This window comes from Streptomyces sp. NPDC016677, from assembly GCF_055562815.1.
Window position 1 is genome coordinate 773259 of record NZ_JBVHEO010000001.1, and the last position, 25726, is coordinate 798984.

Annotated in this window: 25 protein-coding genes; 8 read left to right on the forward strand and 17 right to left on the reverse strand. The window is 74.6% G+C overall.

What is annotated here, in order from left to right; translation table 11 throughout:
* Window positions 1-7: 7 nt before the first annotated feature.
* Window positions 8-844 (reverse strand): ammonia-dependent NAD(+) synthetase, encoded by an 837-nt coding sequence (gene nadE, locus ACZ3IG_RS03370; protein WP_467428517.1) that lies wholly within the window; start codon window positions 842-844, stop codon window positions 8-10.
* Between the two features lie 126 nt (window positions 845-970).
* On the opposite strand from nadE, the gene ACZ3IG_RS03375 reads away from it, so the two are divergent.
* Entirely contained in the window at window positions 971-1993 is a 1023-nt protein-coding gene (locus tag ACZ3IG_RS03375; RefSeq protein WP_467428520.1) for a hypothetical protein, read from the forward strand.
* A 70-nt stretch (window positions 1994-2063) separates the two neighbouring features.
* Here ACZ3IG_RS03375 and ACZ3IG_RS03380 read toward each other — a convergent pair whose 3' ends face one another.
* From ACZ3IG_RS03380 to ACZ3IG_RS03400, 5 genes are read right to left on the reverse strand one after another with little or no spacing between them, the layout of a single operon-like run.
* Window positions 2064-2915: an ECF transporter S component gene (locus ACZ3IG_RS03380; protein WP_467428523.1), complete on the reverse strand. Its 852-nt coding sequence runs from the start codon at window positions 2913-2915 to the stop codon at window positions 2064-2066.
* Complete coding sequence (locus ACZ3IG_RS03385) at window positions 2912-4612, reverse strand: ABC transporter ATP-binding protein (RefSeq protein ID WP_467428525.1); 1701 nt, start codon at window positions 4610-4612, stop codon at window positions 2912-2914. Before ACZ3IG_RS03385 ends, ACZ3IG_RS03380 begins: the two co-directional genes overlap by 4 nt.
* Window positions 4609-5709 carry a CbiQ family ECF transporter T component gene (locus tag ACZ3IG_RS03390; protein WP_467428528.1) on the reverse strand — a complete coding sequence of 367 codons (1101 nt, stop codon included), beginning with the start codon at window positions 5707-5709 and terminating at the stop codon, window positions 4609-4611. The genes ACZ3IG_RS03385 and ACZ3IG_RS03390 overlap by 4 nt, the downstream gene beginning before the upstream one ends.
* Window positions 5699-6331 carry an SCO2322 family protein gene (locus ACZ3IG_RS03395; protein WP_467428531.1) on the reverse strand — a complete coding sequence of 211 codons (633 nt, stop codon included), beginning with the start codon at window positions 6329-6331 and terminating at the stop codon, window positions 5699-5701. The genes ACZ3IG_RS03390 and ACZ3IG_RS03395 overlap by 11 nt, the downstream gene beginning before the upstream one ends.
* Entirely contained in the window at window positions 6328-7524 is a 1197-nt protein-coding gene (locus ACZ3IG_RS03400) for a prenyltransferase/squalene oxidase repeat-containing protein (protein ID WP_467428533.1), read from the reverse strand. The genes ACZ3IG_RS03395 and ACZ3IG_RS03400 overlap by 4 nt, the downstream gene beginning before the upstream one ends.
* A gap of 453 nt (window positions 7525-7977) precedes the next feature.
* Here ACZ3IG_RS03400 and ACZ3IG_RS03405 point away from each other — a divergent pair, with 453 nt between their 5' ends.
* Genes ACZ3IG_RS03405 through ACZ3IG_RS03415 form a run of 3 tightly spaced genes read left to right on the forward strand, consistent with a single transcriptional unit; the run spans window position 7978 to window position 11305 of the window.
* Window positions 7978-9504: a glycosyltransferase family 4 protein gene (locus ACZ3IG_RS03405; protein WP_467428534.1), complete on the forward strand. Its 1527-nt coding sequence runs from the start codon at window positions 7978-7980 to the stop codon at window positions 9502-9504.
* Window positions 9498-10232: a class I SAM-dependent methyltransferase gene (locus ACZ3IG_RS03410; protein ID WP_467428536.1), complete on the forward strand. Its 735-nt coding sequence runs from the start codon at window positions 9498-9500 to the stop codon at window positions 10230-10232. Before ACZ3IG_RS03405 ends, ACZ3IG_RS03410 begins: the two co-directional genes overlap by 7 nt.
* Window positions 10229-11305 (forward strand): prenyltransferase/squalene oxidase repeat-containing protein, encoded by a 1077-nt coding sequence (locus ACZ3IG_RS03415; RefSeq protein WP_467428538.1) that lies wholly within the window; start codon window positions 10229-10231, stop codon window positions 11303-11305. The genes ACZ3IG_RS03410 and ACZ3IG_RS03415 overlap by 4 nt, the downstream gene beginning before the upstream one ends.
* A 13-nt stretch (window positions 11306-11318) precedes the next feature.
* Here the strand turns inward: ACZ3IG_RS03415 and ACZ3IG_RS03420 are convergent, their stop codons facing one another.
* The 7 genes from ACZ3IG_RS03420 to ACZ3IG_RS03450 form a co-directional block, all read right to left on the reverse strand.
* On the reverse strand, window positions 11319-11606 hold the full coding sequence (locus ACZ3IG_RS03420; protein WP_467428540.1) for a hypothetical protein: 288 nt from the start codon (window positions 11604-11606) through the stop codon (window positions 11319-11321).
* Between the two features lie 123 nt (window positions 11607-11729).
* Window positions 11730-12572, reverse strand: coding sequence for a hypothetical protein (locus tag ACZ3IG_RS03425; protein WP_467428542.1), 843 nt, complete (start codon window positions 12570-12572; stop codon window positions 11730-11732).
* A 91-nt stretch (window positions 12573-12663) separates the two neighbouring features.
* Window positions 12664-13647 carry an N-acetylmuramoyl-L-alanine amidase gene (locus ACZ3IG_RS03430; protein WP_467428544.1) on the reverse strand — a complete coding sequence of 328 codons (984 nt, stop codon included), beginning with the start codon at window positions 13645-13647 and terminating at the stop codon, window positions 12664-12666.
* Window positions 13648-13669: 22 nt separating this feature from the next.
* A complete protein-coding gene (locus tag ACZ3IG_RS03435) occupies window positions 13670-14320 on the reverse strand; it encodes a class I SAM-dependent methyltransferase (RefSeq protein ID WP_467428545.1) in 651 nt (216 codons plus the stop codon).
* An 89-nt stretch (window positions 14321-14409) separates the two neighbouring features.
* Complete coding sequence (locus ACZ3IG_RS03440; protein ID WP_467428547.1) at window positions 14410-16149, reverse strand: MFS transporter; 1740 nt, start codon at window positions 16147-16149, stop codon at window positions 14410-14412.
* Between the two features lie 146 nt (window positions 16150-16295).
* Window positions 16296-16937 (reverse strand): response regulator, encoded by a 642-nt coding sequence (locus ACZ3IG_RS03445; protein WP_467428549.1) that lies wholly within the window; start codon window positions 16935-16937, stop codon window positions 16296-16298.
* 203 nt (window positions 16938-17140) lie between these two features.
* Window positions 17141-18574 (reverse strand): sensor histidine kinase, encoded by a 1434-nt coding sequence (locus tag ACZ3IG_RS03450; protein WP_467428552.1) that lies wholly within the window; start codon window positions 18572-18574, stop codon window positions 17141-17143.
* Window positions 18575-18759: 185 nt separating this feature from the next.
* Here ACZ3IG_RS03450 and ACZ3IG_RS03455 point away from each other — a divergent pair, with 185 nt between their 5' ends.
* The gene (locus tag ACZ3IG_RS03455; RefSeq protein WP_467428554.1) at window positions 18760-19632 is read left to right on the forward strand and encodes a MaoC/PaaZ C-terminal domain-containing protein; all 873 of its coding nucleotides are present in this window, start codon (window positions 18760-18762) and stop codon (window positions 19630-19632) included.
* Between the two features lie 71 nt (window positions 19633-19703).
* On the opposite strand, the gene ACZ3IG_RS03460 is transcribed toward ACZ3IG_RS03455, so the two are convergent.
* Both ACZ3IG_RS03460 and ACZ3IG_RS03465 read right to left on the reverse strand, forming a co-directional pair.
* Window positions 19704-19877 (reverse strand): hypothetical protein, encoded by a 174-nt coding sequence (locus tag ACZ3IG_RS03460; protein WP_467428556.1) that lies wholly within the window; start codon window positions 19875-19877, stop codon window positions 19704-19706.
* A gap of 97 nt (window positions 19878-19974) precedes the next feature.
* On the reverse strand, window positions 19975-21120 hold the full coding sequence (locus ACZ3IG_RS03465) for a hypothetical protein (protein ID WP_467428558.1): 1146 nt from the start codon (window positions 21118-21120) through the stop codon (window positions 19975-19977).
* 208 nt (window positions 21121-21328) lie between these two features.
* On the opposite strand from ACZ3IG_RS03465, the gene ACZ3IG_RS03470 reads away from it, so the two are divergent.
* The 3 genes from ACZ3IG_RS03470 to ACZ3IG_RS03480 are packed head-to-tail and all read left to right on the forward strand — an operon-like array spanning window position 21329 to window position 24176.
* A complete protein-coding gene (locus ACZ3IG_RS03470; protein ID WP_437088073.1) occupies window positions 21329-22177 on the forward strand; it encodes a Nif3-like dinuclear metal center hexameric protein in 849 nt (282 codons plus the stop codon).
* A complete protein-coding gene (locus ACZ3IG_RS03475) occupies window positions 22174-22917 on the forward strand; it encodes a zinc ribbon domain-containing protein (protein ID WP_467429180.1) in 744 nt (247 codons plus the stop codon). The genes ACZ3IG_RS03470 and ACZ3IG_RS03475 overlap by 4 nt, the downstream gene beginning before the upstream one ends.
* Before the next feature lie 20 nt (window positions 22918-22937).
* Window positions 22938-24176, forward strand: a complete 1239-nt coding sequence (locus tag ACZ3IG_RS03480; RefSeq protein ID WP_467428560.1) for a bifunctional RNase H/acid phosphatase — start codon at window positions 22938-22940, stop codon at window positions 24174-24176.
* Here ACZ3IG_RS03480 and eda read toward each other — a convergent pair.
* A complete protein-coding gene (gene eda, locus ACZ3IG_RS03485) occupies window positions 24162-24827 on the reverse strand; it encodes a bifunctional 4-hydroxy-2-oxoglutarate aldolase/2-dehydro-3-deoxy-phosphogluconate aldolase (protein ID WP_467428561.1) in 666 nt (221 codons plus the stop codon). The genes ACZ3IG_RS03480 and eda overlap by 15 nt on opposite strands.
* A gap of 85 nt (window positions 24828-24912) precedes the next feature.
* The gene (gene yaaA, locus ACZ3IG_RS03490; protein WP_467428563.1) at window positions 24913-25695 is read right to left on the reverse strand and encodes a peroxide stress protein YaaA; all 783 of its coding nucleotides are present in this window, start codon (window positions 25693-25695) and stop codon (window positions 24913-24915) included.
* Window positions 25696-25726: the final 31 nt, after the last annotated feature.

The following is a 25726-nucleotide window of genomic DNA, read 5'->3' on the forward strand; positions in this document are numbered from 1 at the left end:
GTGCCGGTCAGCGCCACCAGTCGTCGAGCGGCGTGACCGGAACGGTCCGCTTGTGGCGGGTGGCGAGGTACACCGACTCGACCTTCGCCGCCACCTCGGGAGCGACCTCCTCGCCCTCCAGGTAGGCGTCGATCTCGGCGTACGTCAGGCCGAGCGCCTCCTCGTCGGGCAGCGCGGGCCGGTCGTCCTCCAGGTCGGCCGTCGGCACCTTCTGCCAGGTACTGGACGGCGCGCCCAGCTCCTTGAGCAGGGCGGCGCCCTGGCGCTTGGTGAGGCCGGTGAGCGGGGTGAGGTCGACGCCGCCGTCGCCGTACTTGGTGAAGAAGCCGGTCACCGCCTCGGCCGCGTGGTCGGTGCCGACGACGACCATGCCGAGCTGCCCGGCGATCGCGTACTGGATCACCATGCGCTCCCGCGCCTTGATGTTGCCGCGCACGAAGTCCCGCAGCCGGGACTCGCCCGTCAGCTCCGCCAGGCCGAGCGCCGACTCGTGGGCGACGGCGTCCGCGCCCGGCTTGACGTTCACCGTGACCGACCGGTCGGGCCGGATGAAGTCGAGCGCGATCCGGGCGTCGTCCTCGTCGGCCTGGATTCCGTACGGCAGCCGCACCGCGACGAAGGTGGCGTCGTGCCCCTCGGCACGCAGCTCCTCGGCGGCGAGCTGGCACAGCCGCCCGGTCAGTGTGCTGTCCTGACCGCCGCTGATGCCGAGGACGAACCCCTTGGCCGGGGTCGACCGCAGGTAGTCCTTGAGGAAACCGACCCGCCGCCGGATCTCGTCGGCGGGGACGACGGCCGGCTGGACGCCGAGTTCGGACACGATCTGCTTGCGTAGGTTCTGCATCAACGCACTGTATCCAGGCGACAGTGCCGCAAACTCCGCTGGATCCTCGTCGGCCTCGCGTTGCTCTCCCTGACGCGTACACGGCGTTATCGTGGAGGGACGTGTGTCATCGCCGAGGGGGAGCCGATGTCATCACCCGAGCCGGGAAGCAGACGGGAAAGAGAGAGCGACGCGTTCCTCCGGGGAAGCGCCCCGGATCTCGCTGACCTACCCGAGGAAAAGCGCTGGAAAGCGTGGCGCTATCGCATTCTGTGGACGATGGCGGCAGCCGTCGTCGCCCTGGTGGCGTCCGTGGTCGTGTCCGAGACGCTGAATCAGAACGTGTCGCTCAGGACTCGGCAGGCCGAGGTGGAGGAGAAGGCTCAGGACCGCCTTCAGGCGGAGAAGTCCCCGCTGTCCGTGAACGTCAGGTACGTCGATTTCGATGACTTCACCCCGGAAGGGACCTACATAGTCCTCGACACGCCTCTGGGCGCCTCGGAGGTCGAGGAGTTGCGGGCGCTGTTCGCCGGGCGGGACCCGGACCTGGACCCGGAGCGGTTCCCGGAGATACTCCGGGAACACGGCGGCCGGCTGGTGGTTCCCATGGAAGTGCGGCGGTCCGTGCCCGGATACAGCCGGCCGTTCTTCCTGGACATCTCCAGTGAGCGGGATTCTCCGGTCCAGATCGTCGACATGCGGGCCGAGGAACGGAAGTGCGTCGCATCCCCGGCTCGGGCCGTTCTTTACTATCCGGGGCAGGGTGTCAGTTCGATCGAGGGCATCACCTTCGGACTGCAAGGGCTGACCGGTTCGAGGGCGACCGTTGCCGTGGGCCTGGACAAGAAGAAGAACGAGGGAGAACCCTACTTCGATGACAAGGTGCTCACGGTGGGCGGCTCCGAGACGCCGGTGACCATGGAAGTCAACGGGGCGGCGCGCCACGGCTGGCGCTGCGAATGGGGCATCGACGTCACCTACAACGCGGGCGACGAGAAGAACAAGTCCGTGATGATCGACGACGGCGGAAAGGCACTGGTGACGGAGGGACTTCCGGGCAACCCGGCGCAGCAGTGGACTCTGGACCCGTGGCTGGAGGTGCCGGGACTGGTGGACTGCAAGGCCGACCCGGAGGGCAGCACGTTCTGCAAGAGCGGTTACGCGCGGTAGACGGCGGGGCCGCGCCTGCGGGAGACGGCGGACCGGCACGCCGGGGCCGGGGCGGATGCGGCGCGGCGGGTCAGCCGGTCTTGCCGGTGGGCGTCTCGAAGGCCACCGGCGCCTCGAACGCCGCCCGGCGGGTGGCCCGGCGCAGGGCCTTGAGGACCGGGGTGCCGAGGGCGAGGGTGAGGACGACCGTCATCACCGCGCGGCCCGTGTCCCAGCCCAGGGACGTGGCCAGGCAGTACGCGGTGAAGCGGGCCAGGTTGCCGGCGAGGCCGGCGTCGGGGTCGGGGGCGATGTCCGAGCCGTCGGGGTTCAGGAAGGGCCAGCCGGCCGCGTTCATGAAGACGCCGTAGGCGAACGCGGCCAGGAAGCCGTACCCGGCGAGCAGCACCAGCTCCGTGCGGCCGCGCAGGCGGTCCGGGAACGGCAGCAGGCCCGCGCCCATCGTGAACCAGCCCATCGACAGCATCTGGAACGGCATCCACGGGCCCACCCCGCCGGTGAGCAGCGCGGAGGCGAACATCGTCACCGAGCCGAGGACGAAACCGAAGCCGGGGCCGAGGACCCGGCCGCTCAGCACCATCAGGAAGAACATCGGTTCCAGGCCGGCGGTGCCCGCGCCCAGTGGGCGCAGCGCCGCGCCGGTCGCGGCCAGGACGCCGAGCATCGCGACCGCCTTGGGGCCGAGCCCCGACTCGGAGATGGTCGCCGCGACCACCGCCACCAGCAGTACCAGGACGCCCGCGAACAGCCACGGCGCGTCCTGGGCGTGGGCGTTGACCGCCGCTTCGGGCGGGGCGAGGAAGGGCCAGGCGATGCTCGCCAGGCCCACCGCGCTGACCAGTACCAGCGCGGCGACCGAGCGAGGGCCGAGGCGTACGGCACGGACCCGGCGGACACGGACGCGGAGGCGGCCGGGGCTCATGCGAGGGCCTCCCGTGCCAGGGCCTCCCGCACCTGCGCGACCGTCAGCCACTTCTGCGGGGCGAGGACCTTGGCGACCTGCGGGGCGAAGGAGGGGGAGGCGACCGACACCTCCGTGGTGGGACCGTCGGCGATCACCTCGCCCTCGGCCAGCAGCACGACCCGGTGGGCCAGTTCGGCGGCGAGTTCCACGTCGTGCGTGGCCAGCACGATGGCGTGGCCCTCGGCGGCCAGCGCCCGCAACAGGGCGACCAGGCGGGACTTGGCGCCGTAGTCCAGGCCGCGGGTCGGCTCGTCGAGGAGGAGCAGGGGCGGACGGGCGGTGAGGACCACCGCCAGGGCGAGGGTGAGGCGCTGGCCCTCGGAGAGGTCGCGGGGGTGGGTGGCGTCGGTGACGCCGGGGAGCAGGCCGGACAGCAGCGCGCGGCAGGTGCCCGGCGCGGCGTCCGCGTCCCGGTCGGCGGCCAGGCACTCGGCGGCGACCGTGTCGGCGTACAGCAGGTCGCGCGGCTCCTGCGGGACCAGACCGACTCGGCGTACCAGGTCGCGCGGCGCCGTGCGGTGCGGCACCAGGCCCCCGGCGCGCACCGACCCGGCGCTCGGCTCGACCAGCCCGGTGAGCGTGCCCAGCAGCGTGGACTTCCCGGCGCCGTTGCGGCCCATCAGGGCGACGGTCTCGCCGGGGGAGACGGTGAGGTCGACGTGGCGCAGCGCCGGGACGCGGCCCCGGCGGACGGCGAGGCCGCGCACCTCGGCGGCGTACCGGACGGGGGCCGCACCGTCGGGCGTGCGGCGCCGGCGCCGGCGGAAGGCGGAGGCGGACGGGCGCGGGGCCGGGAGCGCGGCGGCCGGGGCGGCGGGGGCCGCCGGCACCCGGGGCCGGGCGGCCAGCCGTTCCCGCAGCGGCGCGGCCCGGCGGCGGGCGTCGCGGACCGTCAGCGGCAGCGGGGACCAGCCCGCCAGTCGGCCCAGCTCCACCACGGGCGGGAACACCGGCGACACGGCCATCACCTCGGCCGGGGTGCCCAGGACGGGCGCCGCGCCCGGCGCGGGCAGCAGCACGATCCGGTCGGCGTACTGGACGACGCGCTCCAGGCGGTGTTCGGCCAGCAGGACCGTCGTCCCCAGGTCGTGGACGAGGCGTTGCAGCACCGCGAGGACCTCCTCGGCGGCGGCCGGGTCCAGTGCGGAGGTCGGCTCGTCGAGGACCAGGACCGACGGGTGCGCGGTGAGCACCGAGCCGATCGCGACCCGCTGCCGCTGCCCGCCGGAGAGGGTGGCGATCGGGCGGCCGCGCAGCGGGGCCAGGCCCAGCAGGTCCAAGGTCTCCTCCACCCGGCGGCGCATCACGGCCGGGGGCAGGCCGAGCGACTCCATGCCGTAGGCGAGTTCGTCCTCGACGGTGTCCGTGACGAAGTGGGACAGCGGGTCCTGGCCGACCGTGCCGACCACATCGGCCAGTTCGCGCGGTTTGTGGATGCGGGTGTCGCGGCCGGCGACCGTGACCCGGCCACTGAGGGTGCCCCCGGTGAAGTGCGGGACCAGACCGCCGACCGCGCCGAGGACGGTGGACTTGCCGACGCCGGACGGCCCGGCGAGGAGGACGAGTTCGCCCTCCGGCACCTCGAAGTCCACACCGCGCACGGTGGGTCCGTCCGCCCCGTCGTAGGTCACGGAGACGTCTTCGAAGCGGATCACGGTACTTCCTCGACTCGGGGCGCGGGGGTGACGAAGGCGGGCAGCAGGCCGAGCAGACAGGCCGCCGCCGGCCACAGCGGGAGGACCGGCGCGGTGAGCGGGACGACACCCGGGTGCAGCGCCGCCGGGTCGCGTACGGCGGCCAGCGCCATGAGCCCGGCGACCGCCGCCCCCGCCCCGGCGGTCAGCCAGGCCCGTGCGTCCCACCGGTCCGGCCGGTACCGGGTCCGCACCGACCGGCGGCCCCCGAGCCGCAGCCCCGCCAGCGCGGCGGCCAGCCCGGCCCCCAGCACCGGCAGCCCGTACGTGCCGCCCTCGGCGGTCAGCAGCCCGTACGTTCCCGCGCAGACGCCGACCAGCCCGCCCAGCGTGAGCCCGGCGGTGACGCGGCGTACGGCGACGGGGACCTGGGCGGTACGGCCGTACCCGCGGGAGTCCATCGCGGCGGCCAGCGCGACCGACCGCTCCAGGGCACCCTCCAGCACCGGCAGTCCGACGTGCAGCAGACCCCGTACGCCGCTGTCGGGACGGCCGCGCAGCCGGCGCGCGGCACGCAGCCGCCGGACGTCCGCGATGAGGTTCGGGGCGAAGGTGAGCGCGACGACGACGGCGACACCGGCCTCGTACAGGGCGCCGGGCAGCGACTTGAGCAGGCGGGACGGGTTGGCGAGGGCGTTGGCGGCGCCGACGCAGATCAGCAGGGTGGCCAGTTTCAGACCGTCGTACAGCGCGAAGACCAGCGCCTCGGCGGTGACCCGGCCGCCCAGGCGGATGCCCTGCGCCCAGTCGGGGAGGGGGACTTCGGGCAGGGCGACGAGGACGTGCGTGCCGGGGACGGGGGAGCCGAGGGCGACGGTGAAGAACAGCCGGATCAGCAGCACGGCCAGGGCGAGCTTGACGAAGGCGCCGTAGGAGCGGGCCCAGGGGGCGTGCGTGCGGCGGGCCGTCACCACGTACGCGGAGACGGCCAGGAGGAGACCGAGCAGCAGGGGGTTGGTGGTGCGGGTGGCGGCGGTACCGAGGCCGAGGGCCCACAGCCACCAGGCGCCGGGGTGCACGGTGGTGCCGGTGGTGCGGGCGTTGCCCTCAGCCGCCATTCCGGCGCCGCCTCGCCTGCCACACCGCCGCCGCGCCCAGCACCGCCACGGCGGCGGCACCGGCGATCAGCCCGACCGACGGGCCGCCACCGCTGCCCGAAGACGAAGACCGAGTGGCGGGCCCGTCCGCGACCGCCTCCCCGCACCCGGTCCGCGGATAGCCCGCGATGGCGCAGAGCAGCGCGTTGGCGTTGTAGCGGAGCGGCTCGGCGACAGAGGCCAGCGCGTCCGCCGTGGTCGCGTCCTCGGCGACCCGGGCGCAGGCCGTGCGCGTGGCGGGCGGTGTCTCCCCGGCCGGCGCGTCCGCCGCCGTACCGAAGTCGAGGACGAGCGCGACCCGCTTGCCGCCCTCCCGCGCGGGCGTGTCCGCGCAGATCGCCGCGAAGTCCGCGGCGCCGCGCGGCTGGACCGCGTCCCCGGAGTCCTCGCTCACCGCGAACCGGAAGCCCTGCACGTCACCGTCGTCGGGACGGGCGGTGGACGGGCCCTCGGTGGCGTACGTCCATCCGTCGCCGTCGCGCTCCCAGAACGACCAGTACCGGTAACCGGCGGCCTGCGCCTGCCCCGTACCGAGGACGACGAGCAGCGCGGCCAGGACCAGGAGGGCGGCCCGGCGGATCACGGCTGCCGCTTCCGGTTGCTGATCAGGAAGCCGATGCCGACACCGACGACCGCGAAGACACCTACGTACCACCAGGTGCCGAAGGGGGAGTCGTCGCTCTCCTTGTCGCTCTCCTCGTTCTTCTTCGCCGGGCTCGGGCCCGTCGCGTTCAGGGCCTTCACCAGATCGGTGCCGCCGAAGTCGGTGGCGTCGGCGCCCGCGGCGTGCGCGGCCAGGATCAGCTGGGCGTAGGCGGCCGGGCCGCTCTGCTTCGCCCAGCTCCCCGCGTTCTTCTCCAGCCACGCCAGCGGCTCGGCCGCCCGTTCGGCCCCGCCCTGCGCGGCCAGCGCGACGACGGCGTCGGCGGTGTTGCCGTAGTCCGGCTGGTCCTCGGCGCCGGCGAGGGCGGAGGTCAGGTGGCCGTCCTTCGCGAGGGCTTCGGTGAGGTAGGCGGCCCCGTTGGCGGCGGCCCGCTCCCGACCGCCGCCGCCGGCGCACTCGGCGTCGCCCGCCGCCTCGCCGGGCCCGGTGACCAGGCCCTTGCCGAGCGCGCCGAGCACTCCGGCGGCGGTGGCGTCCGCGTTGGCGGTGAGCTTGCCGTCGTCGTCCGGCTGGAAGGCGAAGGCACCGTCGCCCTGGCCGCAGGGGAGGGCGAACGCCAGCAGCGCGTCGTAGGGGGACTCGCCGCCCCTGGAGACCTTCGCGGGGTCGGTGCCGGTGGCGGTGAGCGCGCCGATGACGACGGAGGTCGAGTTGGCGTCGCTGGCGCCACCGGGGGAGTAGCCCCAGCCGCCGTCCTCGTTCTGTACGGACTTCAGCCAGGCCAGGGCGGCGTCCACGGCGTCGTCGTGGCCGCCGAGCGCGGCGAGGGCCTGGACGGCGGCGGCCGTGCTGTTGGTGTCGACGGGCGTCCTGGCGTCGCAGTCCGTGGCGGTGGAGGCGCGGAAGGGCGCGAACGCGCCGTCGTCGCACTGCTGCCCGCTGAGCCAGTCCACGGCCGACGGCGCCGGGGTGACGCCCTGCGTGTCCTGCGCGAGCAGCGCGAGGGACTGCCGCCAGACCCCGTCGTACGTGGGGTCGGAGGTGCCGAAGAGCCCGGAGGGCAGGGAGGGGGACGCGGACGGTGACGGACCGGCGGCCACCGAGGGAACGGCGGCGGCGCCGACCACGGCCACGGCGGCCAGCGTCACGGCGCTGCGGCGAAGGACGTTCATGAGCGGCGGGTGCCTTTCCCTGTGCGGGGACGGGCAGCACGGGGCACCCCCGGCGGCTCGGCCCCGTATGCCTCGACGGTGCCCGTGCGCGGCGGACGCCGGGCACGTGAGCCGGTCACGGTCCCGTCCGGGCGATCCGGCTGCACCCCCTTGCCTGGCCAGAGGGTTCACGGTTGCGGGTCAGCGCCGGAATTGCACCGGCTTCCTCCCGTACGGGCGTGATACGACCTCATTACTTTACCCGTCCCTGTGACGGGCGTCAGGAACGGGTAGCGAGGGCAGGTGCCCACCCCGCCCGTCCCGGCTCCCCGTGGCACGAATCACCTGATCCACCGGTCACAGTGACCTTACTTGCCGGTAGATTCGGAGCCTCCGAACGATCAAGTCTGGAACTTGTTCCGATCAACGTCCCGACGTAATCTCGCGGGACCATGCAGGCAGAAGGGGACCCAGGTGACCGCTGAGGCCAGTCGGACGGGGCCCTCCCGGGACGAACGTCCGCTCCGCATCGCGCTCCTCACCTACAAGGGCAACCCGTTCTGCGGCGGCCAGGGCGTCTACGTCCGCCACCTCTCGCGCGAACTGGCCCGCCTCGGCCACAGCGTCGAGGTTATCGGCGCCCAGCCCTACCCGGTGCTCGACGAGGGCCTCCCGCGGCTGTCCCTCACCGAGCTGCCCAGCCTCGACCTCTACCGCCAGCCCGACCCGTTCCGCACCCCGAAGCGGGACGAGTACCGGGACTGGATCGACGCGCTGGAGGTCGCCACCATGTGGACCGGCGGCTTCCCGGAACCGCTGACGTTCTCGCTCCGCGCCCGCCGCCAGCTGCGCGCCCGGCGCGGCGACTTCGACGTCGTGCACGACAACCAGACGCTCGGCTACGGCCTGCTGGGCGACATCGGCGCCCCGCTCGTCACCACCGTCCACCACCCCGTCACCGTCGACCGGCGCCTGGAACTCGACGCCGCCGAGGGCTGGCAGCGCCGGTACTCCGTGCGCCGCTGGTACGCCTTCACCCGCATGCAGAAGCGCGTCGCCCGCCGCCTGCCGTCCGTGCTCACCGTCTCCTCCTCCTCCCGCCAGGAGATCGTCGACCACCTCGGCGTACGGCCCGACCGCGTGCACGTCGTGCCCATCGGCGCCGACACCGACCTGTTCTCGCCCGACCCGGCGGTGCCGAAGGTGCCGGGCCGGATCGTCACCACGTCCAGCGCGGACGTCCCGCTCAAGGGCCTGGTCTTCCTCGTCGAGGCCCTGGCCAAGACCCGCACCGAGCACCCCGACGCGCACCTCGTCGTCGTGGGGAAACGTCCCGCCGAGGGGCCTGTCGCCCAGGCGATCGAGCGGTACGGGCTCGAAGGCGCCGTCGAGTTCGTCAAGGGCATCTCCGACGCCGAACTGGTCGACCTGGTCCGCTCGGCCGAGGTGGCCTGCGTGCCCTCCCTGTACGAGGGGTTCTCGCTGCCCGCCGCCGAGGCCATGGCCACCGGCACGCCGCTGCTGGCCACGACCGGCGGGGCCATCCCCGAGGTGGCCGGTCCCGACGGCGAGACGTGCCTGGCGGTGCGGCCCGGCGACGCGGGCGCGCTGGCCGCCGGGCTGAACCGGCTGCTGGGCGACGCCGCGCTGCGCGCCCGGCTCGGCGCGGCCGGCCGGGAACGCGTCCTCGACCGCTTCACCTGGGCGCGCGCCGCCGAGGGCACGGTGGCCCGGTACCGCGAGGCCATCGCCCGCACGTCCCAGGCGGGCCCCGGCACCCCCACGTCCCAGGCGGGCGCCGTCACCGGTTCGTCTCCGGCAGGCGCCGTCACCCGCTCCACCACGCCCACGTCCCCGGCGGACGCCCCCGCCCGCTCGTCCCGGACGGGCGCCCCGGCCGCCGGCCCGGTCGCGGCGCCGAGCCGTGGCGACCGGGCCGCGGCGCCGAGTCATGGCCGCGGCGCGGCCCCGGCAGAACCCGAAAGCAGGACCACGTGCTGACCGTCGACTTCTCCCGGTTCCCGCTCGCCCCGGGCGACCGCGTCCTGGACCTCGGCTGCGGCGCCGGCCGGCACGCCTTCGAGTGCTACCGGCGCGGCGCGCGGGTCGTCGCCCTCGACCAGAACGGCGACGAGATCCGCGAGGTCGCCAAGTGGTTCGCCGCGATGGAGGAGGCGGGCGAGGCCCCCGAGGGCGCCACCGCGACGGCGATGGAGGGCGACGCGCTGGCGCTGCCCTTCCCCGACGAGTCCTTCGACGTCGTCATCATCTCCGAGGTGATGGAGCACATCCCCGACGACAAGGGCGTGCTCGCCGAGATGGTGCGGGTGCTCAGGCCCGGCGGCCGGATAGCCGTCACCGTCCCGCGCTACGGCCCCGAGAAGGTCTGCTGGACCCTCTCCGACGCCTACCACGAGGTCGAGGGCGGCCACATCCGCATCTACAAGGCGGACGAGCTGCTCGCGAAGATCCGCGAGGCCGGCCTCAGGCCGTACGGCACCCACCACGCGCACGCCCTGCACTCCCCGTACTGGTGGCTGAAGTGCGCGTTCGGCGTCGACAACGACAAGGCGCTGCCGGTCAAGGCGTACCACAAGCTGCTGGTCTGGGACATCATGAAGAAGCCGCTGGCCACCCGGGTCGCCGAGCAGGCGCTGAACCCGCTGATCGGCAAGAGCTTCGTGGCGTACGCGACCAAGCCGCACCTGCCGGCGGTGGACGCCGCGTGACGACGCCCCGGACGGAACACCTGATCCTGCCCGGGGTCCTCACCGCCGACGAGGCCGCCGCGACCGTACGCGGCATCCTCGCCGTCCAGCGGGAGGACGGGGCGATCCCGTGGTTCCGGGGCCACCACCTCGACCCCTGGGACCACGTCGAGGCGGCGATGGCGCTGGACGCGGCCGGCGAACACGAGGCCGCCGAGCGGGCCTACGACTGGCTCGCCCGGCACCAGAACCCGGACGGCTCCTGGTACGCGGCCTACGCCGACGGCGACGCCGCCGACGTCACCGACCGGGGCCGGGAGACCAACTTCGTCGCCTACGTCGCCGTGGGCGTCTGGCACCACCACCTCGCCACCGGCGACGACGCGTTCCTGGACCGCATGTGGCCCACCGTGTACGCGGCCGTCGAGTGGGTGCTGCGGCTCCAGCAGCCGGGCGGGCAGATCGGCTGGCGGCGCGACGACGACGGCACCGGCGCCACCGACGCGCTGCTGACCGGGAGTTCCTCCGTCCACCACGCGCTGCGCTGCGCCCTGGCCATCGCCGAACAGCGCGAGGAGGCGCAGCCGGACTGGGAACTGGCGGCCGGCCTGCTGCGGCACGCCATCCGCCGCCACCCCGAGCGGTTCCTCGACAAGAACCGCTACTCGATGGACTGGTACTACCCGGTGCTCGGCGGCGCGCTCACCGGAGCCGAGGCCAAGGCCCGCATCGAGGAGGGCTGGGACCGCTTCGTCGTCCCCGGCCTCGGCGTGCGCTGCGTCGTCCCCAACCCGTGGGTCACCGGCGGCGAGTCGGCCGAACTCGCCCTCGCTCTCTGGGCGATCGGCGAGTCCGACCGCGCCCTGTCGGTCCTCCAGTCCGTCCAGCACCTGCGGGACGCGGACAGCGGCCTGTACTGGACCGGGTACGTCTTCGAGGACGACGCGATCTGGCCGCGGGAGCTGACCAGTTGGACGGCCGGCTCGCTGCTGCTCGCCGTCGCCGCCCTCGGCGGCCACGAGGCCACCTGCCAGGTCTTCGGCGGCGACCGCCTGCCCCGGGGGCTGGAGGCCGACACCGACTGCTGCGCCTGAGCGCCCGGCGAGGTCAGTGCCGGTGCAGGCGGTTGGCGACGGCGTGGCCGACGAAGAGGTACACGACGGCGGCCAGGCCGTAACCGGCCACCACCCGCGCCCACGCCTCGTCGAAGGTGAACAGGTCACGCGACCAGCCCGCCAGCCAGGCGGCCGCGTCATGGACGAACCGGACCAGGTCGTTGGCCCGGTTGGCATCCAGCAGGTACATCAGAATCCACAGTCCGAGGATGACGGCCATGATGTCCGCGATCACCGCGACGGCCGTCCCGGCGGAGTTGGAACCACGATAGCGAGACATGCCTACCGTCTGGCCCCGCACGTCTGTTTGAAACCACGGGCGGCGCAAGGGAGTTGACGCGGTCGGCGGTACGGCGACGGCCCCCCGCCCGGAGGTGGGGGGCCGTCGCCGTGACGTGCGCGCTCAGCCGCGCTGGATGCCCGAGGTGTCCTGGAGGACGCCGCGGCGGCCGTCCTGCGTCTGCGCGAGCAGCGCGGTACCGCGCTGCTCGACCGCGAGGTACCAGGTGCCCGGCGCCAGCTCCGCGACCGGCGTCGGCGAACCGTCCTCCGCGAACAGCGGACGCGGCACCGGCACCGCGAACCAGAACGGCGCGAAGTCCCCGGCCGGCTGCGGCGCCGGCTGGGCCTGCGCGGGCTGCGGCTGCGGCTGGGCCTGCTGCGGCTGGGGCTGGCCCGGGTAGGGCGAGCCCGGCTGCGGCTGCCCGCCGTACGCCCCCTGCTGCGCACCCGGGTAGCCGTACCCGCCCTGCGGCTGACCGCCGTACGGCTGCGGCTGGGCCGGGCGGGGAGCGGGCAGGAGGGCGCCCTTGAGCGCCGGGACCAGCGGCGTGGCGATGGCTGCGGCGGCCATGACCACCGTGGCGACGAGGGCGAGGATCAGCCCGGTGCCCGCGCCGATGCCGTCGCCGCCGCCGTCGTTGTCGAACGCGCCGGCCGGGTCGAAGACGTTGCCGAGCGCGGACCAGGCGGCGAACACCGCGAAGGCGGCGCCGAACTGGCCGAGGTCGAGACCGGCGACCTTGCGGGGCTGCGGCAGCGCGCGGGCCACGACGACGAGCGCGGCGCCGATGATGCCCGCCAGGACCACCCCGAGCACGATCGGCCCGCTGCCCCACAGGCTGGGGATGTCGGCGCTGTCGGAGGCGCCTTCGATCGAGTAGATGTCGAGGAACGACGCGATCAACAGCAACACCGCTGCCACGATCACCACGCCGTCGCCTCGAGTGAGGGAGCGGATATTCACTTCAGGTCCTTCTCGGGTCGTCGTCTCGTCGTCAACGGACGACACTATCCTCCGCACGTTCGGGCTGTCCGCCGGGATACGGGCCTGATCGCTACCCGCGCAGGAAACTCACGATTCCCTCAGAGATCCCCTGCGCCGCCTTCTGCCGCCAGGCGCCGTCGGTCAGCAGCGCCTCGTCCTGGGCGTCGCGCATGTTGCCGCACTCCAGGAACACCTTCGGCACCGTCGAGAGGTTGAGACCGCCCAGGTCCGTGCGGGTCACCAGGCCGGTGCCGCCGCCGAGGTAGTTGGCGGGGGCGGTGCCCGTCTCCCGTCCGAAGCCGTCCGCGACGCGTTTGCCGAGGCCGGCGGAGGGGGCGACGATGGCGCGGGTGTCGGCGGCGCCCTGGTGCACCGCACCCGGCAGGATCACGTGGAAGCCCCGGTTGCCGGCCGCCGAGCCGTCGGCGTGGATCGAGATCGCCGCGTCCGCGCGCGCCTCGTTGCCGATCCTGGCCCGCTCGTCCACGCAGGGCCCGTACTCCCGGTCGCCGTCCTGGGTCAGCTTCACCGTCGCGCCCCGCTCCTGGAGCAGGTCGCGCAGCCGGTGGGCGACGTCGAGGGTGAAGCGCGCCTCGGTGTAACCGGCGTTGGTGGCGGTGCCCGTGGTGTCGCACTCCTTCCAGTGCGTACCGACGTCCACCTTGCGGTTGATCTCGGTCGGGTGCTGGAAGTTGGCCGGGTTGTGGCCCGGGTCGATGACGACGACCTTGCCCTTCAGGGAGGCGGGGGCGGGGGCGGCGGGGGTGGCCGCCGGATCCTTGGCGTCGTCGCGGGCGGAGGCGGGAGGGGAGGAGGGGTGGGATGCGGGTCGGGTGGCCGTGCCCGCGGGGGTGGTGGCGGGTGCCGGGGAGGCCGCACCGGCCGCCGCCCGGTCGGTGCCGCCGCCGTCGCCGCCGGGCGCGCCGACCGCCGCATACACCCCCCACCCGAGCAGCGCGCCCGGTACGAGGGCGGCCAGCGCCACGGTCAGCGGACGGCGCAGCGGGGAACGGCGGGGCTGGTGCGGTGCGAACTCCGGTCCTGTGTACGACACGTCTGCGACTCTAACCGCGCCCTCAGATCCCCGCCCCCGTTCGCCGCAGGACACGCAGCGAGCCGGTCACGGAGACCTCGGTGAACGCGCCGGACGCCAGCGCCCTGAGCCAGACGCGGTACGGGGCCTGGCCCGTGAACTCGTCCACCGGGTCCGGGAAGACGTCGTGGATGACGAGCAGCCCGCCTTCGGCCACCCGGGGGGCCCAGCCCTCGTAGTCGGCGTTCGCGTGCTCGTCGGTGTGGCCGCCGTCGACGAAGACGAGGGCGAGCGGGGTCCCCCAGAGGGCGGCGATCGCCGGGGACCGGCCGACCAGCGCGACGACGTGGTCCTCCAGGCCCGCCCGGTACAGGGTGCGGCGGAAGGCGGGCAGGGTGTCCATCACGCCCAGCTCCGGGTCGACCGTCTCCGGGTCGTGGTAGTCCCAGCCGGGCTGCTGCTCCTCGCTGCCGCGGTGGTGGTCGACGGTGACGGCGGTGACCCCGGCGGCGCGGGCCGCGTCGGCGAGCAGGAGGGTGGAGCGTCCGCAGTACGTGCCGACCTCCAGCAGCGGCAGCCCGAGCCGTGCGGCCTCCACGGCCGCCGCGTACAGGGCCAGGCCCTCGTCGGCGGGCATGAAGCCCTTCGCGGCCTCGAAGGCGGCCAGGGTCTCGGGGCTCGGGGCCAGGGGCATGGGGGACCTCGCTTCTCCGTCTGTGGGTCCCCCGCATGCTGCCGCACCCCCTGTCGCGGCGGGCGACAGGGGGTGCGGTGGGAGTCCGGTCACGCGGAGACCGTCTCGCCCGGCAGGGACAGGTCGAGGTCGACCGGGTGGCCGGTGCCGGTGTGCACGGCCGCGTGGGCGAGCGGGCCGTGGCCCGCCGCGCGGGCGGCAAGGACGTACGGGCCGCCGCCGGGCACGGGCAGCGTGTAGCTGCCGTCGGCCGCGGAGAGGGCCGCGCCCGCCTGCCGTCCGTGCCGGTCGATCAGCGTGACCTTGGCGCGGGCGACGGGCGTGCCGTCGGCGGCCAGGACACGGCCCCGGAAACCCCGCAGGGCCTCCTCGGCGCGGGCCAGGTTGGCGTCCTCCTCGCTGCTCGCGCGCAGCTGGGTGTGGGCGGAGGGGCGGCGCCGGGGGAGGAAGAACGCGAAGACCAGGCCGGCGGCGACCGCGGCGGCCGCGATCAGGAACGAGACGCGGAAGCCGTGCATCGTGGGCACGGCGACGCCGCCGACGTCGTCGGCGGTGTTGGCCAGCACCATGCCGATGACGGCGCTGGACACCGACGTACCGATGGACCGCATCAGGGTGTTCAGGCCGTTGGCCGCGCCCGTCTCCGAGGCCGGGACCGCGCCGATGATCAGCGCGGGCAGCGAGGAGTAGGCGAGGCCGATTCCGGCGCCGAGCAGCACCGAGGTGACGACCGTCTGCCAGGCGGCGCTCATCAGGCCGAGGCCGCCGCCGTAGCCGACCGCGATGACCAGCAGGCCGACGATGAGGGTGGTGCGGGGGCCGTAGCGGGCGGAGAGACGGGCGTAGACCGGGGCCGTGAACATCATCGTCAGGCCGAGCGGCGCCACGCACAGGCCGGCGACGACCATCGACTGGCCGAGGCCGTAGCCGGTGGCGGCGGGCAGCTGGAGGAGCTGGGGGAGGACCAGGGAGACGACGTAGAAGGAGACGCCGACCATGATCGAGGCGAGGTTGGTGAGCAGGACCTCGCGGCGGGCGGTGGTGCGCAGGTCCACGAGGGGGGCCTTGACGCGCAGTTCCATCAGGCCCCACAGCAGCAGGACGACGGCGGCGGCGGCGAACAGGCCGAGGGTGGTGGGCGAGGACCAGCCCCAGTCGCTGCCCTTGGTGATGGGCAGGAGGAAGAGGACCAGGCCGGCGGAGAGACCGAGGGCGCCGGGGAGGTCGAAGGTGCCCTTGGCGCGCAGCGGGGACTCCGGTACGACGGCCAGGGTCAGGGCGATGGAGAGGACGCCGAGGCCGGCGGCGCCGTAGAACAGGGCGTGCCAGTCGGCGTGCTGCGCGACGAGGGCGGCGGCGGGCAGGGCGAGGCCGCCGCCGACGCCGATCGAGGAGCTCATCAGCGCCATCGCCGAGCCGAGCCGCTCGCGCGGCAGCATGTCGCGCATCAGGCCGATGCCGAGGGGTATCGCGCCCATCGCGAAGCCCTGGAGCGTACGGCCGGCGATCATCGGGAGCAGGGCGTCGGTGAACGCGCTGACCAGCGCGCCGACCACCATCACGGCCAGGCTGAGGATCAGCATGCGCCGCTTGCCGTAGAGGTCGCCGAGGCGGCCCATGATCGGCGTGGCGACGGCTCCGGACAGGAGCGTGGAGGTCAGGACCCAGGTGGCGTTGCTGGGCGTGGTCTCCAGGAGTTGGGGCAGGTCCTTGATGACCGGGACGAGCAGGGTCTGCATCACCGCGACGACGATGCCCGCGAAGGCGAGGACCGGGACGGTGGCCCCGGTCGCTCGCCTGGTGGGTTCGTCGGTCGTCGTGTGGCTCATTGCGTGCGGTCCTCCGGGACGGGTGAGCGGATGCGTGCGAGGACGTACGCGCAGGGATGGCGTACGGGATGTGTGTATGCCCAACTCGGTATACCGAAGCACCTATTCCGTTGCTTCGGGTCCCTAAGTAATTCTTGACCCGCTCTTTAGATCCAGCCTTGGCGGCGGGCCTCGCCGAGGGCTTCCGCGCGGTTGCGGGTGCCGGTCTTGCCGATGGCGGCGGAGAGGTAGTTGCGGACCGTGGACTCCGACAGGTGCAGGGCGGCGGCGATGTCGGCGACGGTGGCGCCGTCCGCGGCGGCGGCGAGGACGTCGCACTCCCGGGGGGTGAGCGGGTTCGGACCGGCGCTGAGCGCGGCGGCGGCCAGGGCGGGGTCGATGACGGTCTCACCGGCGAGGACGCGGCGGATCGTGCCGGCGAGTTCCTCGACGGGGCCGTCCTTGACGAGGAAACCGGCGGCGCCGGCCTCCATCGCGCGCCGGAGGTAGCCGGGGCGGCCGAAGGTGGTGAGGATCAGCACCCGGCAGTCGGGGGCCCGCTCGCGCAGCTCGGCGGCGGCGTCGAGGCCGCTGCGGCCCGGCAGCTCGATGTCCAGGAGGGCGACGTGGGGGCGGTGCGCGAGAACGGCCTCGACGATCGCGTCGCCGGTGGCCACCTGCGCGACGACCTCGATGTCCTCCTCCATACCGAGCAGCAGCGCGAGCGCGCCGCGCATCATGCCCTGGTCCTCGGCGAGGAGGACGCGCGCCGGCCGTGCCGGGCCGTGCGCCTGCGGCGTCTCGTCCATGGGCCCAGAGTACGGGCGTCGCCGCGGGCCGGAGCGGGGTCGAGCCGCGTCCCGCGCCCGGCCGGAGGCGGGGCGAGTCCCGTCCCGCGCCCGGCCGGGGGCGGTCTGTTCCGGGACGGGGAGGGTCCGTTCCGGGACGGGGGCCGGGGCGGGGGCGGGGGCGGCGACCCGGCCGTTTCCCGAGGAACGGCGGACCGCCCCGCTCACCTCGCCGTGACCCCCGCCGCCGGCGAGACCGCGCCGGCCGCGTCCCCCACCGGCAGCTCCGCCCGTACCTCGAACCCGCCCCGCCCCGTCGCCCCGGCCGTCAGCGCCCCGCCCGCCGCGGCGAGGCGCTCCGCGAGACCGGTCAGGCCGGTGCCGGGGGTGCCGGTGAAGCCTCCGCCTGGACGACCGGTCAAGCTCATGCCGGGGCTGCCGGGGCTGCCGGGGCTGCCGGGGCTGCCGGGGCCGCCGGGGCTTCCGGGGTCGTCAGGACCGCCGGGGCCGCCGGGACTGTCGGGGGTGTCGGGGCCGCCGGGACTGTCGGGACTGCCAGAGCCACCGGCCAGGCCCGTACCCGGACCACCGGGAACACCGGCGGCCTCGGCCGCCCTCCCCGCCCCCGCCCCCGGCCCGTCGTCCGTGACGGTCAGCCGGACCCGCTCCGCACCGCCGAGCACCGTGATCTCGCAGCGGCTCGCCCCGCTGTGCCGTACGACGTTCGTCACCGCCTCCCGCACCACCCACCCCAGCAGTGCCTCGGCCTCCGGCGGCAGCGGCGGGCCCGAGCGGCGCACCACCGGTTCCACGTCGGCGGCGCGCAGCGCGGAGCGGGCCCGGTCCAGCTCCGTACCGAGGCTGCCCTCGCGGTAGCCCGTCACCGCCTCCCGGATCTCGGTGAGCGCCTGCCGGCCCACCGCCTCGATGTCGGTCACCTGGGTGACGGCCGCCGCGGGGTCACGCGCGGACAGCCGGCGGGCGGCCTCCGCCTTCACCACGATCACCGACAGGGTGTGGCCCAGCAGATCGTGCAGGTCGCGGGAGAAACGCAGCCGCTCCTCGGCCACCGCGCGCCGGGCCAGTTCCTCGCGGGCGGCCCGCAGTTCCCGTACCGCGTCGGACAGGCCCAGGATGGCCGCCGTCACCATCGTCGACAGCAGCGTGCCGTACGCGATGTTCAGGCCGTTCCAGCCGTCCTTGACGCCCGTGACCACCCCCGCCAGGGTCGCCAGGGCCCAGCCCCACCGGACCGGCCGCCGTCCGCGCAGGGCCGCGCCCGCCGCCAGGCCCAGCAGCGGGAAGAACAGCGCCCAGGTGCCGCCGTGGGCGAGGGTCAGGGCGCAGGTCAGCAGGCCCATCAGGAGCAGGGCCGCCCGCGTCGACGGTGCCCGGCGCCTGGCGGGGTCGAAGGAGCGGAAGGTGACGTAGATGTAGAGCGAGTTGAAGGCGAGCAGGCCCGCGCCGGCGAGGACGGGGTCGGACGTGTCGTCCTGGAAGATGTTGGCGAGCGACCCCAGGCCCATCAGCAGCCAGGGGAGCAGGGCGAAGCCGGTGGGCGGCGGGCCCGGCGTCCCCTCCCGGCCGCGCGGCTCGCGCGCCAGGTCCCAGGCGTCCAGTCGGCAGGAGATCCCGCGCAGCGCTCGTGGCCGAGTCATGGTCCTCGTCTTCCCCTTCCGGCCTCATGTCTCCGGTCCGGTCCGTCCGGCCTGGTGCTTCTGGTCCGGCCCGATTCTGGTCGCGGGGCGGCAGGGCGCGGCAGAGACGCCCGTACGGCTTCCGGCGGGACGAATGGCCTGGTTCCCTCGGAGCAGCCAGTGCCCCGACCGCCGTCAGGAGAACCGTGCCCATCGACGCAGCCGCCGCCCTCGCCGCCGCGCCCCGTACCGGCGAGATCACCTGGGACCACAAGGACGTCCAGCTCTACCACCTCGGCATCGGCGCCGGTGTCCCCGCCACCGACCCCCGCGAGCTGCGCTACGTCCTGGAGTCCCGGCTGCACGTCCTGCCGAGCTTCGCCACCGTCGCCGGCGCGGGCGCGCCCGGTGTGATCGCCGGGCTGGACCGGCCCGGCGTCGACGTCGACCTGGCGCACGTCCTGCACGGCGGCCAGCGGCTCCGGACGGCGCGGCCCCTGCCGGTGCGCGGCACGGCCGCCGTGACCTCCCGGATCACCGCCGTGTACGACAAGGGCAAGGCGGCGGTACTGGTCCTGCGGACCGAGGCGGCGGACGCCGACGGGCCGCTGTGGACCGACGACGCCGAGATCTACGTACGGGGAGAGGGCGGGTGGGGCGGGGAGCGCGGGCCCTCGGGGCGGACCGAGGTGCCGGACGGGGAGCCCGACGCGGTCGTGGAGCGGCGGGTGCGTGAGGAGCAGGCGCTGCTCTACCGGCTCAGCGGCGACCGGAACCCACTGCACGCCGATCCCGCGTTCGCGGCGCGCGCCGGGTTCGCGCGGCCGGTCCTGCACGGGCTGTGCACCTACGGCATCACGCTCAAGGCGGTCGTCGACACGCTGCTCGACGGGGACGTGACCCGGGTGCGGGACTACTGGACGCGGTTCGCCGGGGTGGTGTACCCGGGGGAGACGCTGCGGGCGCGGATGTGGCGGGAGCGGACGGGCGCGGGGGCGGTGGTGCGGGTGGCGGTGGATGTCGCGGGGCGCGGGGACGCGGCCGACCCGGTGCTGACCGGGGCGGTCACCGTGGCGTGACACGACGTCCCGTGACACGCGACGGCCCCGCCCGTCATGGTGACCGGGCGGGGCCTCGCGTGTGCGCCGTGTCAGGCGGCGGCCGTCCCGCTCTCCTCGGCCGGCTTGCGATGACGGCCCTGCGGGGTCGTCTCGCCGTCCTGTGCGGAGACCGGACCGCGGTGCCGGCCGTGGCCGGAGTCGGCCATCGTCCGAACGTCGGCACCGTCGGCCCGCATCGGCTGGTTCGTGCTGGCGTCGTTCATCGGAAGGAATTCACCCCGTCAACATGATCTTTCTAACAGCCGAAGGAGTGTAACCGGCACGCCTCGGGGCGAATCCAGACGGCCGCGCCGACCGGCACTACTTTGTTACAAGCCGCGCCAGCGGAGCCTCCTGGAGCGGAACCGGACGGGGCGGGGCGCCCGCCGCCGGGGGCTCCGGGTCCGGCTCGGGTTCCGGGTCCGGGCCTCCCGGCACGGCCAGCGCGGCCACGGCGCAGGGCCGTTCCGCCGTGGCGTACGGCAGCCGGAGCAGCCCGTCGGCGGACCACCAGCCCGCGCCCGCCAGCCAGCCCCGCGGCGCGGGCAACTGGTGCAGCTGCCGCCGGTCGGGCCGCCACGTCCCGACCCAGCTGCCCGTCGGGCCGTCCACCCGCAGCGCCACCGCGCACCGCTCCGGCGTCAGCATCTGGCCGGGCTGGATCGCGAACGGCGTCAGGGCGCGGTCCGGCAGCCGCAGGCACCGCGGGAACCGCACCGGCAGCGTGCTGCCCAGCACCCCCCAGCCCAGCCGGGCCCGCCCGGGGGAGGGCGCGTCGGAGCGGATCAGCAGCAGCCCGCTGTCCGGGTCGGCCAGCAGCAGCCGGTCGTCGCTGCCGGCGGCGATCTGGAGCAGGGGCGAGACCTCACCGCCCCGCTCCAGGTCCACGACGACCGTCTTGACGACCGGCCCGGCGGGCCCGGCCTCCGCCCGGTCGAGCGCGAGTATCCGGGCCGTACGGTCCAGCCACACCCCGCCCGAGCAGCGGCCCGGCACCTCGGCCAGGTGCTCAGGCCCGAACGCGCCGCCGGCCACCAGCCACACGGACGCCGACCGCGGGCCGACTTCGAGGGCGTACGCCGTCTCGCCGTCCGGCGCCGGCGGCAGCAGCCGCAGCCGGGTCCCGTCGTCCGGGCACTCCACGCCGCCCAGCGGCAGCTCACCGGTGCCGGGGCCCTGGGTCGGGTACAGCAGCGTGAAGACGTGCCGCCCGCCCGCCCGGCGGTGGATCAGCACCCGTCCGTCGCCCATCGGCTGCACCTCGGTGCCCGGCTCCTCGGGCCGGCTGCCGGGCAGCGGCACCGCGTACGGCTCGGGACCGTCCAGCGTCCAGCGCTCCGGGTAACGGGCCCCGTCGCGGCCGGCCAGCCGGGCCGCGTACGCCGCGTCCACGGTGAGGGAACAGCCCGCCCGCGGTGTCCCGTCGCTTCCCTGGTCCGCCGAAGGCTCGATAGCACAGGCTGTCATCGTTCGGTCACCTCCGGCGACGAAACTAGTTTCGTACGCACGGACGTGGTCCCGACGACCGTCCGCTTCACACAAACGGATGGAAGCGAAACGGTTCACCTGGGGATCGAGCGGCGGATGTGCTGGAACCGGCCGGGCCGCGGGCGGGCCGGGAACGGGGCGGCGGTGGCGGTACTGCGCCGCGAAACAGGCAGGTAGCCTTGGGTCCGTGCCCCGTCTGTCAGAAGTCATCGCCGCGCTGGAGAACCTGTGGCCCGCCGAGCGGGCCGAGTCCTGGGACGCGGTCGGCACCGTCACGGGGGAGCCCGGCCAAGAGGTCCAGCGGGTCCTGTTCGCCGTCGATCCCGTCCAGGAGATCGTCGACGAGGCGGTGGACCTCGGCGCCGACCTGCTGGTCACCCACCACCCCCTGTATCTGCGGGGCACGACCACGGTCGCGGCCTCCACCTTCAAGGGCCGCGTGGTGCACACGCTCATCAAGCACGACATCGCGCTGCACGTCGCCCACACCAACGCCGACACCGCCGACCCGGGCGTCTCGGACGCGCTGGCCGGCGCCCTGGACCTGCGGGTCACGGGGCCGCTCGTGCCGGACGCCACCGACCCCGCCGGGCGGCGCGGCCTCGGCCGGATCTGCGCCCTGGACCACCCGCTGACCGTCCGCGAGCTGGCCGCCCGAGCCGCCGCCCGGCTGCCCGCCACCGCGCAGGGCATCCGCGTCGCCGGCGCCCCCGAGGCCCTGGTCCGCACGGTCGCCGTCAGCGGCGGCTCCGGCGACAGCCTCTTCGAGCACGTACGGGCGGCCGGTGTCGACGCCTTCCTCACCGCGGACCTGCGCCACCACCCGGCGTCGGAATTCCTGGCGGACCCGGCGCACAGCCCCCTCGCGCTGCTGGACGCCGCGCACTGGGCCACCGAGTGGCCCTGGTGCGAACTGGCCGCGAGCCAGCTCGACGAGATCTCCGACCGGCACGGATGGGACCTGCGCGTCCACGTCTCGAAGACGGTCACCGACCCCTGGACCAGCCACTCCCCTTCACCTGGAGCCCCCAACTGAACGCCGCGCCCGCCGACCAGATCCGACTCCTCGACGTCCAGGCCCTCGACGTCCGCCTCCAGCAGCTCGCCCACAAGCGCCGGTCGCTGCCCGAGCACGCCGAGCTGGAGTCGCTGAGCAAGGACGCCACCCAGCTGCGCGACCTGTTCGTCGCCGCGCAGACCGAGGAGAGCGACTGCGCCCGCGAGCAGACCAAGGCCGAGCAGGACGTGGACCAGGTGCGCCAGCGCGCCGCCCGCGACCAGCAGCGCCTGGACTCCGGTGCCGTCACCTCCCCGAAGGACCTGGAGAACCTCCAGCGCGAGATCACCTCCCTCGCCAAGCGCCAGGGCGACCTGGAGGACGTGGTCCTGGAGGTGATGGAGCGCCGCGAGTCCGCGCAGCAGCGGGTCGCCGAGCTGACCGAGCGGGTCGCCTCCGTACAGGCGAAGATCGACGACGCGACCGGCCGCCGGGACGCCGCCTTCGAGGAGATCGACGGCGAGGCCGCCTCGGTGACCAAGGAGCGCGAGATCGTCGCCGGTTCCGTCCCGGCCGACCTGCTCAAACTCTACGACAAGCTCCGCGAGCAGCAGGGCGGCATCGGCGCGGCCAAGCTCTACCAGCGCACCTGCCAGGGCTGCCGCCAGGAGCTGGCGATCACCGACATCAACGAGATCCGCGCGGCGGCCCCCGACACGGTGGTGCGGTGCGAGAACTGCCGTCGCATTCTCGTGCGTACGTCCGACTCGGGACTGTAGGTCTGCTGAGGGTGGTGGCGGTGCGGGAGTTCGTCGTCGAGGCCGACGGGGGATCGCGGGGCAACCCCGGTCCCGCCGGGTACGGCGCGGTGGTGCGGGACGCGGCCACGGGGGAGACCCTGGCGGAGGCCGCCGAGTACCTGGGCGTCGCCACCAACAACGTCGCCGAGTACCGGGGCCTGCTGGCCGGCCTGCGCGCCGCGCACGGGCTGGACCCGCGGGCCACGGTGCGCGTCAGGATGGACTCCAAGCTCGTCGTCGAGCAGATGTCGGGCCGCTGGAAGATCAAGCACCCCGCCATGAAGCCGCTCGCCGCCGAGGCCCGGTCGGTCTTCCCGCCGGACCGGGTGACGTACGAGTGGATCCCGCGCGCGAGCAACCAGCACGCCGACCGGCTGGCCAACGAGGCGATGGACGCGGGGGCACGGGGCGAGCGGTGGTCGCCGTCGGCGTCGACGGCGGAGCTGGACAGTGGCGCTGCCGTTGGCGCTGGCGCAGGCGCAGGCGCAGGCGCAGGCGCAGGCGCAGGCGTTGGCGGTGGTGGCGGTGGTGGCGGTGAAGCCGGCGCCGGCACGGCCGCCGATGTGGGCGCCGCCCGGACCGTCGCCACCCCCGGCTGGGGACCCCCTGACATGGGCGCCCCCGCCACCTTCGTCCTCCTGCGCCACGGCGAGACCCCCCTCACCCCGCAGAAGCGTTTCTCGGGCAGCGGCGGCAGCGACCCCTCTCTCTCGGACACCGGCCGCGAGCAGGCCGGGAAGGCCGCCGCCGCCCTCGCCCGGCGCGGCACCGTCCAGGCGGTCGTCACTTCCCCGCTGGCCCGCACCCGGCAGACCGCCGAGATCGTCGCCGACCGCCTGGGCCTCGACGTGAGCGTGGAGGAGGGCCTGCGCGAGACCGACTTCGGGGCCTGGGAGGGCCTCACCTTCGCCGAGGTCCGCGAACGCTGGCCCGACGACCTGAACGCCTGGCTCACCTCCCCGGACGCCGAACCCACCGGCGGCGGCGAGTCCTTCGCGGCGACCGGCGCCCGGATCGCCGCCACCCGCGACAAGCTGGTCGCCGCCCACGCGGGCCGCACGGTCCTGCTGGTCTCCCACGTGACGCCGATCAAGACGTTGGTCCAACTCGCCCTGGGCGCCCCCACCGAGTCCCTGTTCCGCATGGAACTGTCGGCGGCCTCCCTGTCGGCGGTGGCCTACTACGCCGACGGCGGCGCCAGCGTCCGGCTCTTCAACGAGACGTCACACCTGCGCTGAGCCGAGCCCCGTCGCCTCCCGCGCCAGCGCCTCGACCCGCCCCCAGTCCCGCCCGGCGACCGCGTCCTTCGGGAGCATCCAACTCCCGCCCACGCACCCGACGTTGGGCAGGGCGAGGTACTCCGGCGCGGAGGCCGGCGTGATCCCGCCCGTCGGGCAGAACCGCGCCTGCGGCAGCGGGGCGGAGAGCGCCTTGAGATAGGCGGTGCCGCCCGCGGCCTCCGCCGGGAAGAACTTCATCTCCCGCACCCCGCGCTCCAGCAGCGCCACCACCTCCGACGTGGTCGACACCCCCGGCAGGAACGGCACGCCCGACGCCCGCATGGCCTCCAGCAGCGTCTCCGTCCACCCCGGACTGACCAGGAACCGCGCCCCGGCCGCCACGACCTCGTTCACCTGCGCGGGTGTGATGACCGTCCCGGCGCCGACCACCGCGTCCGGCACCTCGGCCGCGATGGCCTCGATCGCGCCGACCGCGGCCGGCGTCCGCAGCGTGACCTCGATGGCCGGCAGCCCACCGGCGACCAGCGCCCGCGCCAGCGGTACGGCGTCGGCGGCGTCGTCGACGACCACGACGGGGACGACGGGCGCGAGGTCGAGCACGGAGACGGCGGCGGAGGGGGAGGCGGGGGAGGGCAGCGCGGAGGTCATGCCCTCATCTTCTCCGCGAGCCACACCCTGCGCAAAGCCCATTGCGCATACTGCAACGCACCCTCAGTGCATCCTCAGCGCACCCTCAGTGCACCTCGTCCACCAGCACATCCAGCGCCCAGGCCCGCCCCGCCCTCGTGGGCGCCTCCGCCTCCACCACGTACCCCAGGTCCCGCAACGCCTCCACCAGTTCCGCCGGACTCCCGGGCGCGGCCCCCTCGGTCAGCAGGCTCCGTACGATCCGCCCCTTGGTCGCCTTGTTGAAGTGGCTGACCACCTTGCGGGTGGGCGCGTGCAGCACCCGTACCGTCGCCGTCCGCTCCGCGACCTCGCCCTTCGGCTTCCAGGCCGCCGCGTACGCCGCCGACCGCAGGTCCAGCACCAGCCCGTCCCCGGCCGCCTCGGGCAGCACCTCGGCCATCGGGGCACGCCAGTGCCCGGCCAGCGCCCCGAGCCCCGGCAGCCTCACCCCCATCGAGCACCGGTAGGAGGGAATCCGGTCGCCGACCCCGACCGCACCCCACAACCCCGAGAAGACCAGCAGCTCCCGCCCGGCCCGCCGCTTCGCGGCCTGGTCCAGGGAGCCCAGGTCCAGGGCGTCGTACAGCACACCGGTGTAGATCTCCCCGGCGGGCCGGGCCCCGGCCGTGCGCAGCCCGGCGTTCTTGCCGACCTCGCCCCGCAGTCCCTCGCTCAGCCCGAGCACCTCCCGGGCCTTCTCCTCGTCCGCCGCGCACAGCTCGACCAGTTCGTCGAGCACGGCCGCCCGCGCCTCGGCGAGCCCCGGCAACGACAGCGACTCCGGCTTCAACGGGGCACCCGGCCCGGACGGCGCCTTCCCCTCGGACGGCGGCAGCAGGACAAGCACACGTACTCCTTCGATCGAGCTCCCGCCAGGG

Coding starts and splice junctions, on each gene's coding strand:
- ACZ3IG_RS03420 (WP_467428540.1), bottom strand. CDS start 11,606: ATGTCTCGCTATCGTGGTTCCAACTCCGCCGGGACGGCCGTCGCGGTG.
- ACZ3IG_RS03380 (WP_467428523.1), bottom strand. CDS start 2,915: ATGAGCCCCGGCCGCCTCCGCGTCCGTGTCCGCCGGGTCCGTGCCGTA.
- ACZ3IG_RS03435 (WP_467428545.1), bottom strand. CDS start 14,320: ATGCCCCTGGCCCCGAGCCCCGAGACCCTGGCCGCCTTCGAGGCCGCG.
- nadE (WP_467428517.1), bottom strand. CDS start 844: ATGCAGAACCTACGCAAGCAGATCGTGTCCGAACTCGGCGTCCAGCCG.
- ACZ3IG_RS03375 (WP_467428520.1), top strand. CDS start 971: ATGTCATCACCCGAGCCGGGAAGCAGACGGGAAAGAGAGAGCGACGCG.
- ACZ3IG_RS03440 (WP_467428547.1), bottom strand. CDS start 16,149: ATGAGCCACACGACGACCGACGAACCCACCAGGCGAGCGACCGGGGCC.
- ACZ3IG_RS03390 (WP_467428528.1), bottom strand. CDS start 5,709: ATGGCGGCTGAGGGCAACGCCCGCACCACCGGCACCACCGTGCACCCC.
- ACZ3IG_RS03460 (WP_467428556.1), bottom strand. CDS start 19,877: ATGAACGACGCCAGCACGAACCAGCCGATGCGGGCCGACGGTGCCGAC.
- ACZ3IG_RS03445 (WP_467428549.1), bottom strand. CDS start 16,937: ATGGACGAGACGCCGCAGGCGCACGGCCCGGCACGGCCGGCGCGCGTC.
- eda (WP_467428561.1), bottom strand. CDS start 24,827: ATGACCTCCGCGCTGCCCTCCCCCGCCTCCCCCTCCGCCGCCGTCTCC.
- ACZ3IG_RS03465 (WP_467428558.1), bottom strand. CDS start 21,120: ATGACAGCCTGTGCTATCGAGCCTTCGGCGGACCAGGGAAGCGACGGG.
- ACZ3IG_RS03400 (WP_467428533.1), bottom strand. CDS start 7,524: ATGAACGTCCTTCGCCGCAGCGCCGTGACGCTGGCCGCCGTGGCCGTG.
- ACZ3IG_RS03450 (WP_467428552.1), bottom strand. CDS start 18,574: ATGACTCGGCCACGAGCGCTGCGCGGGATCTCCTGCCGACTGGACGCC.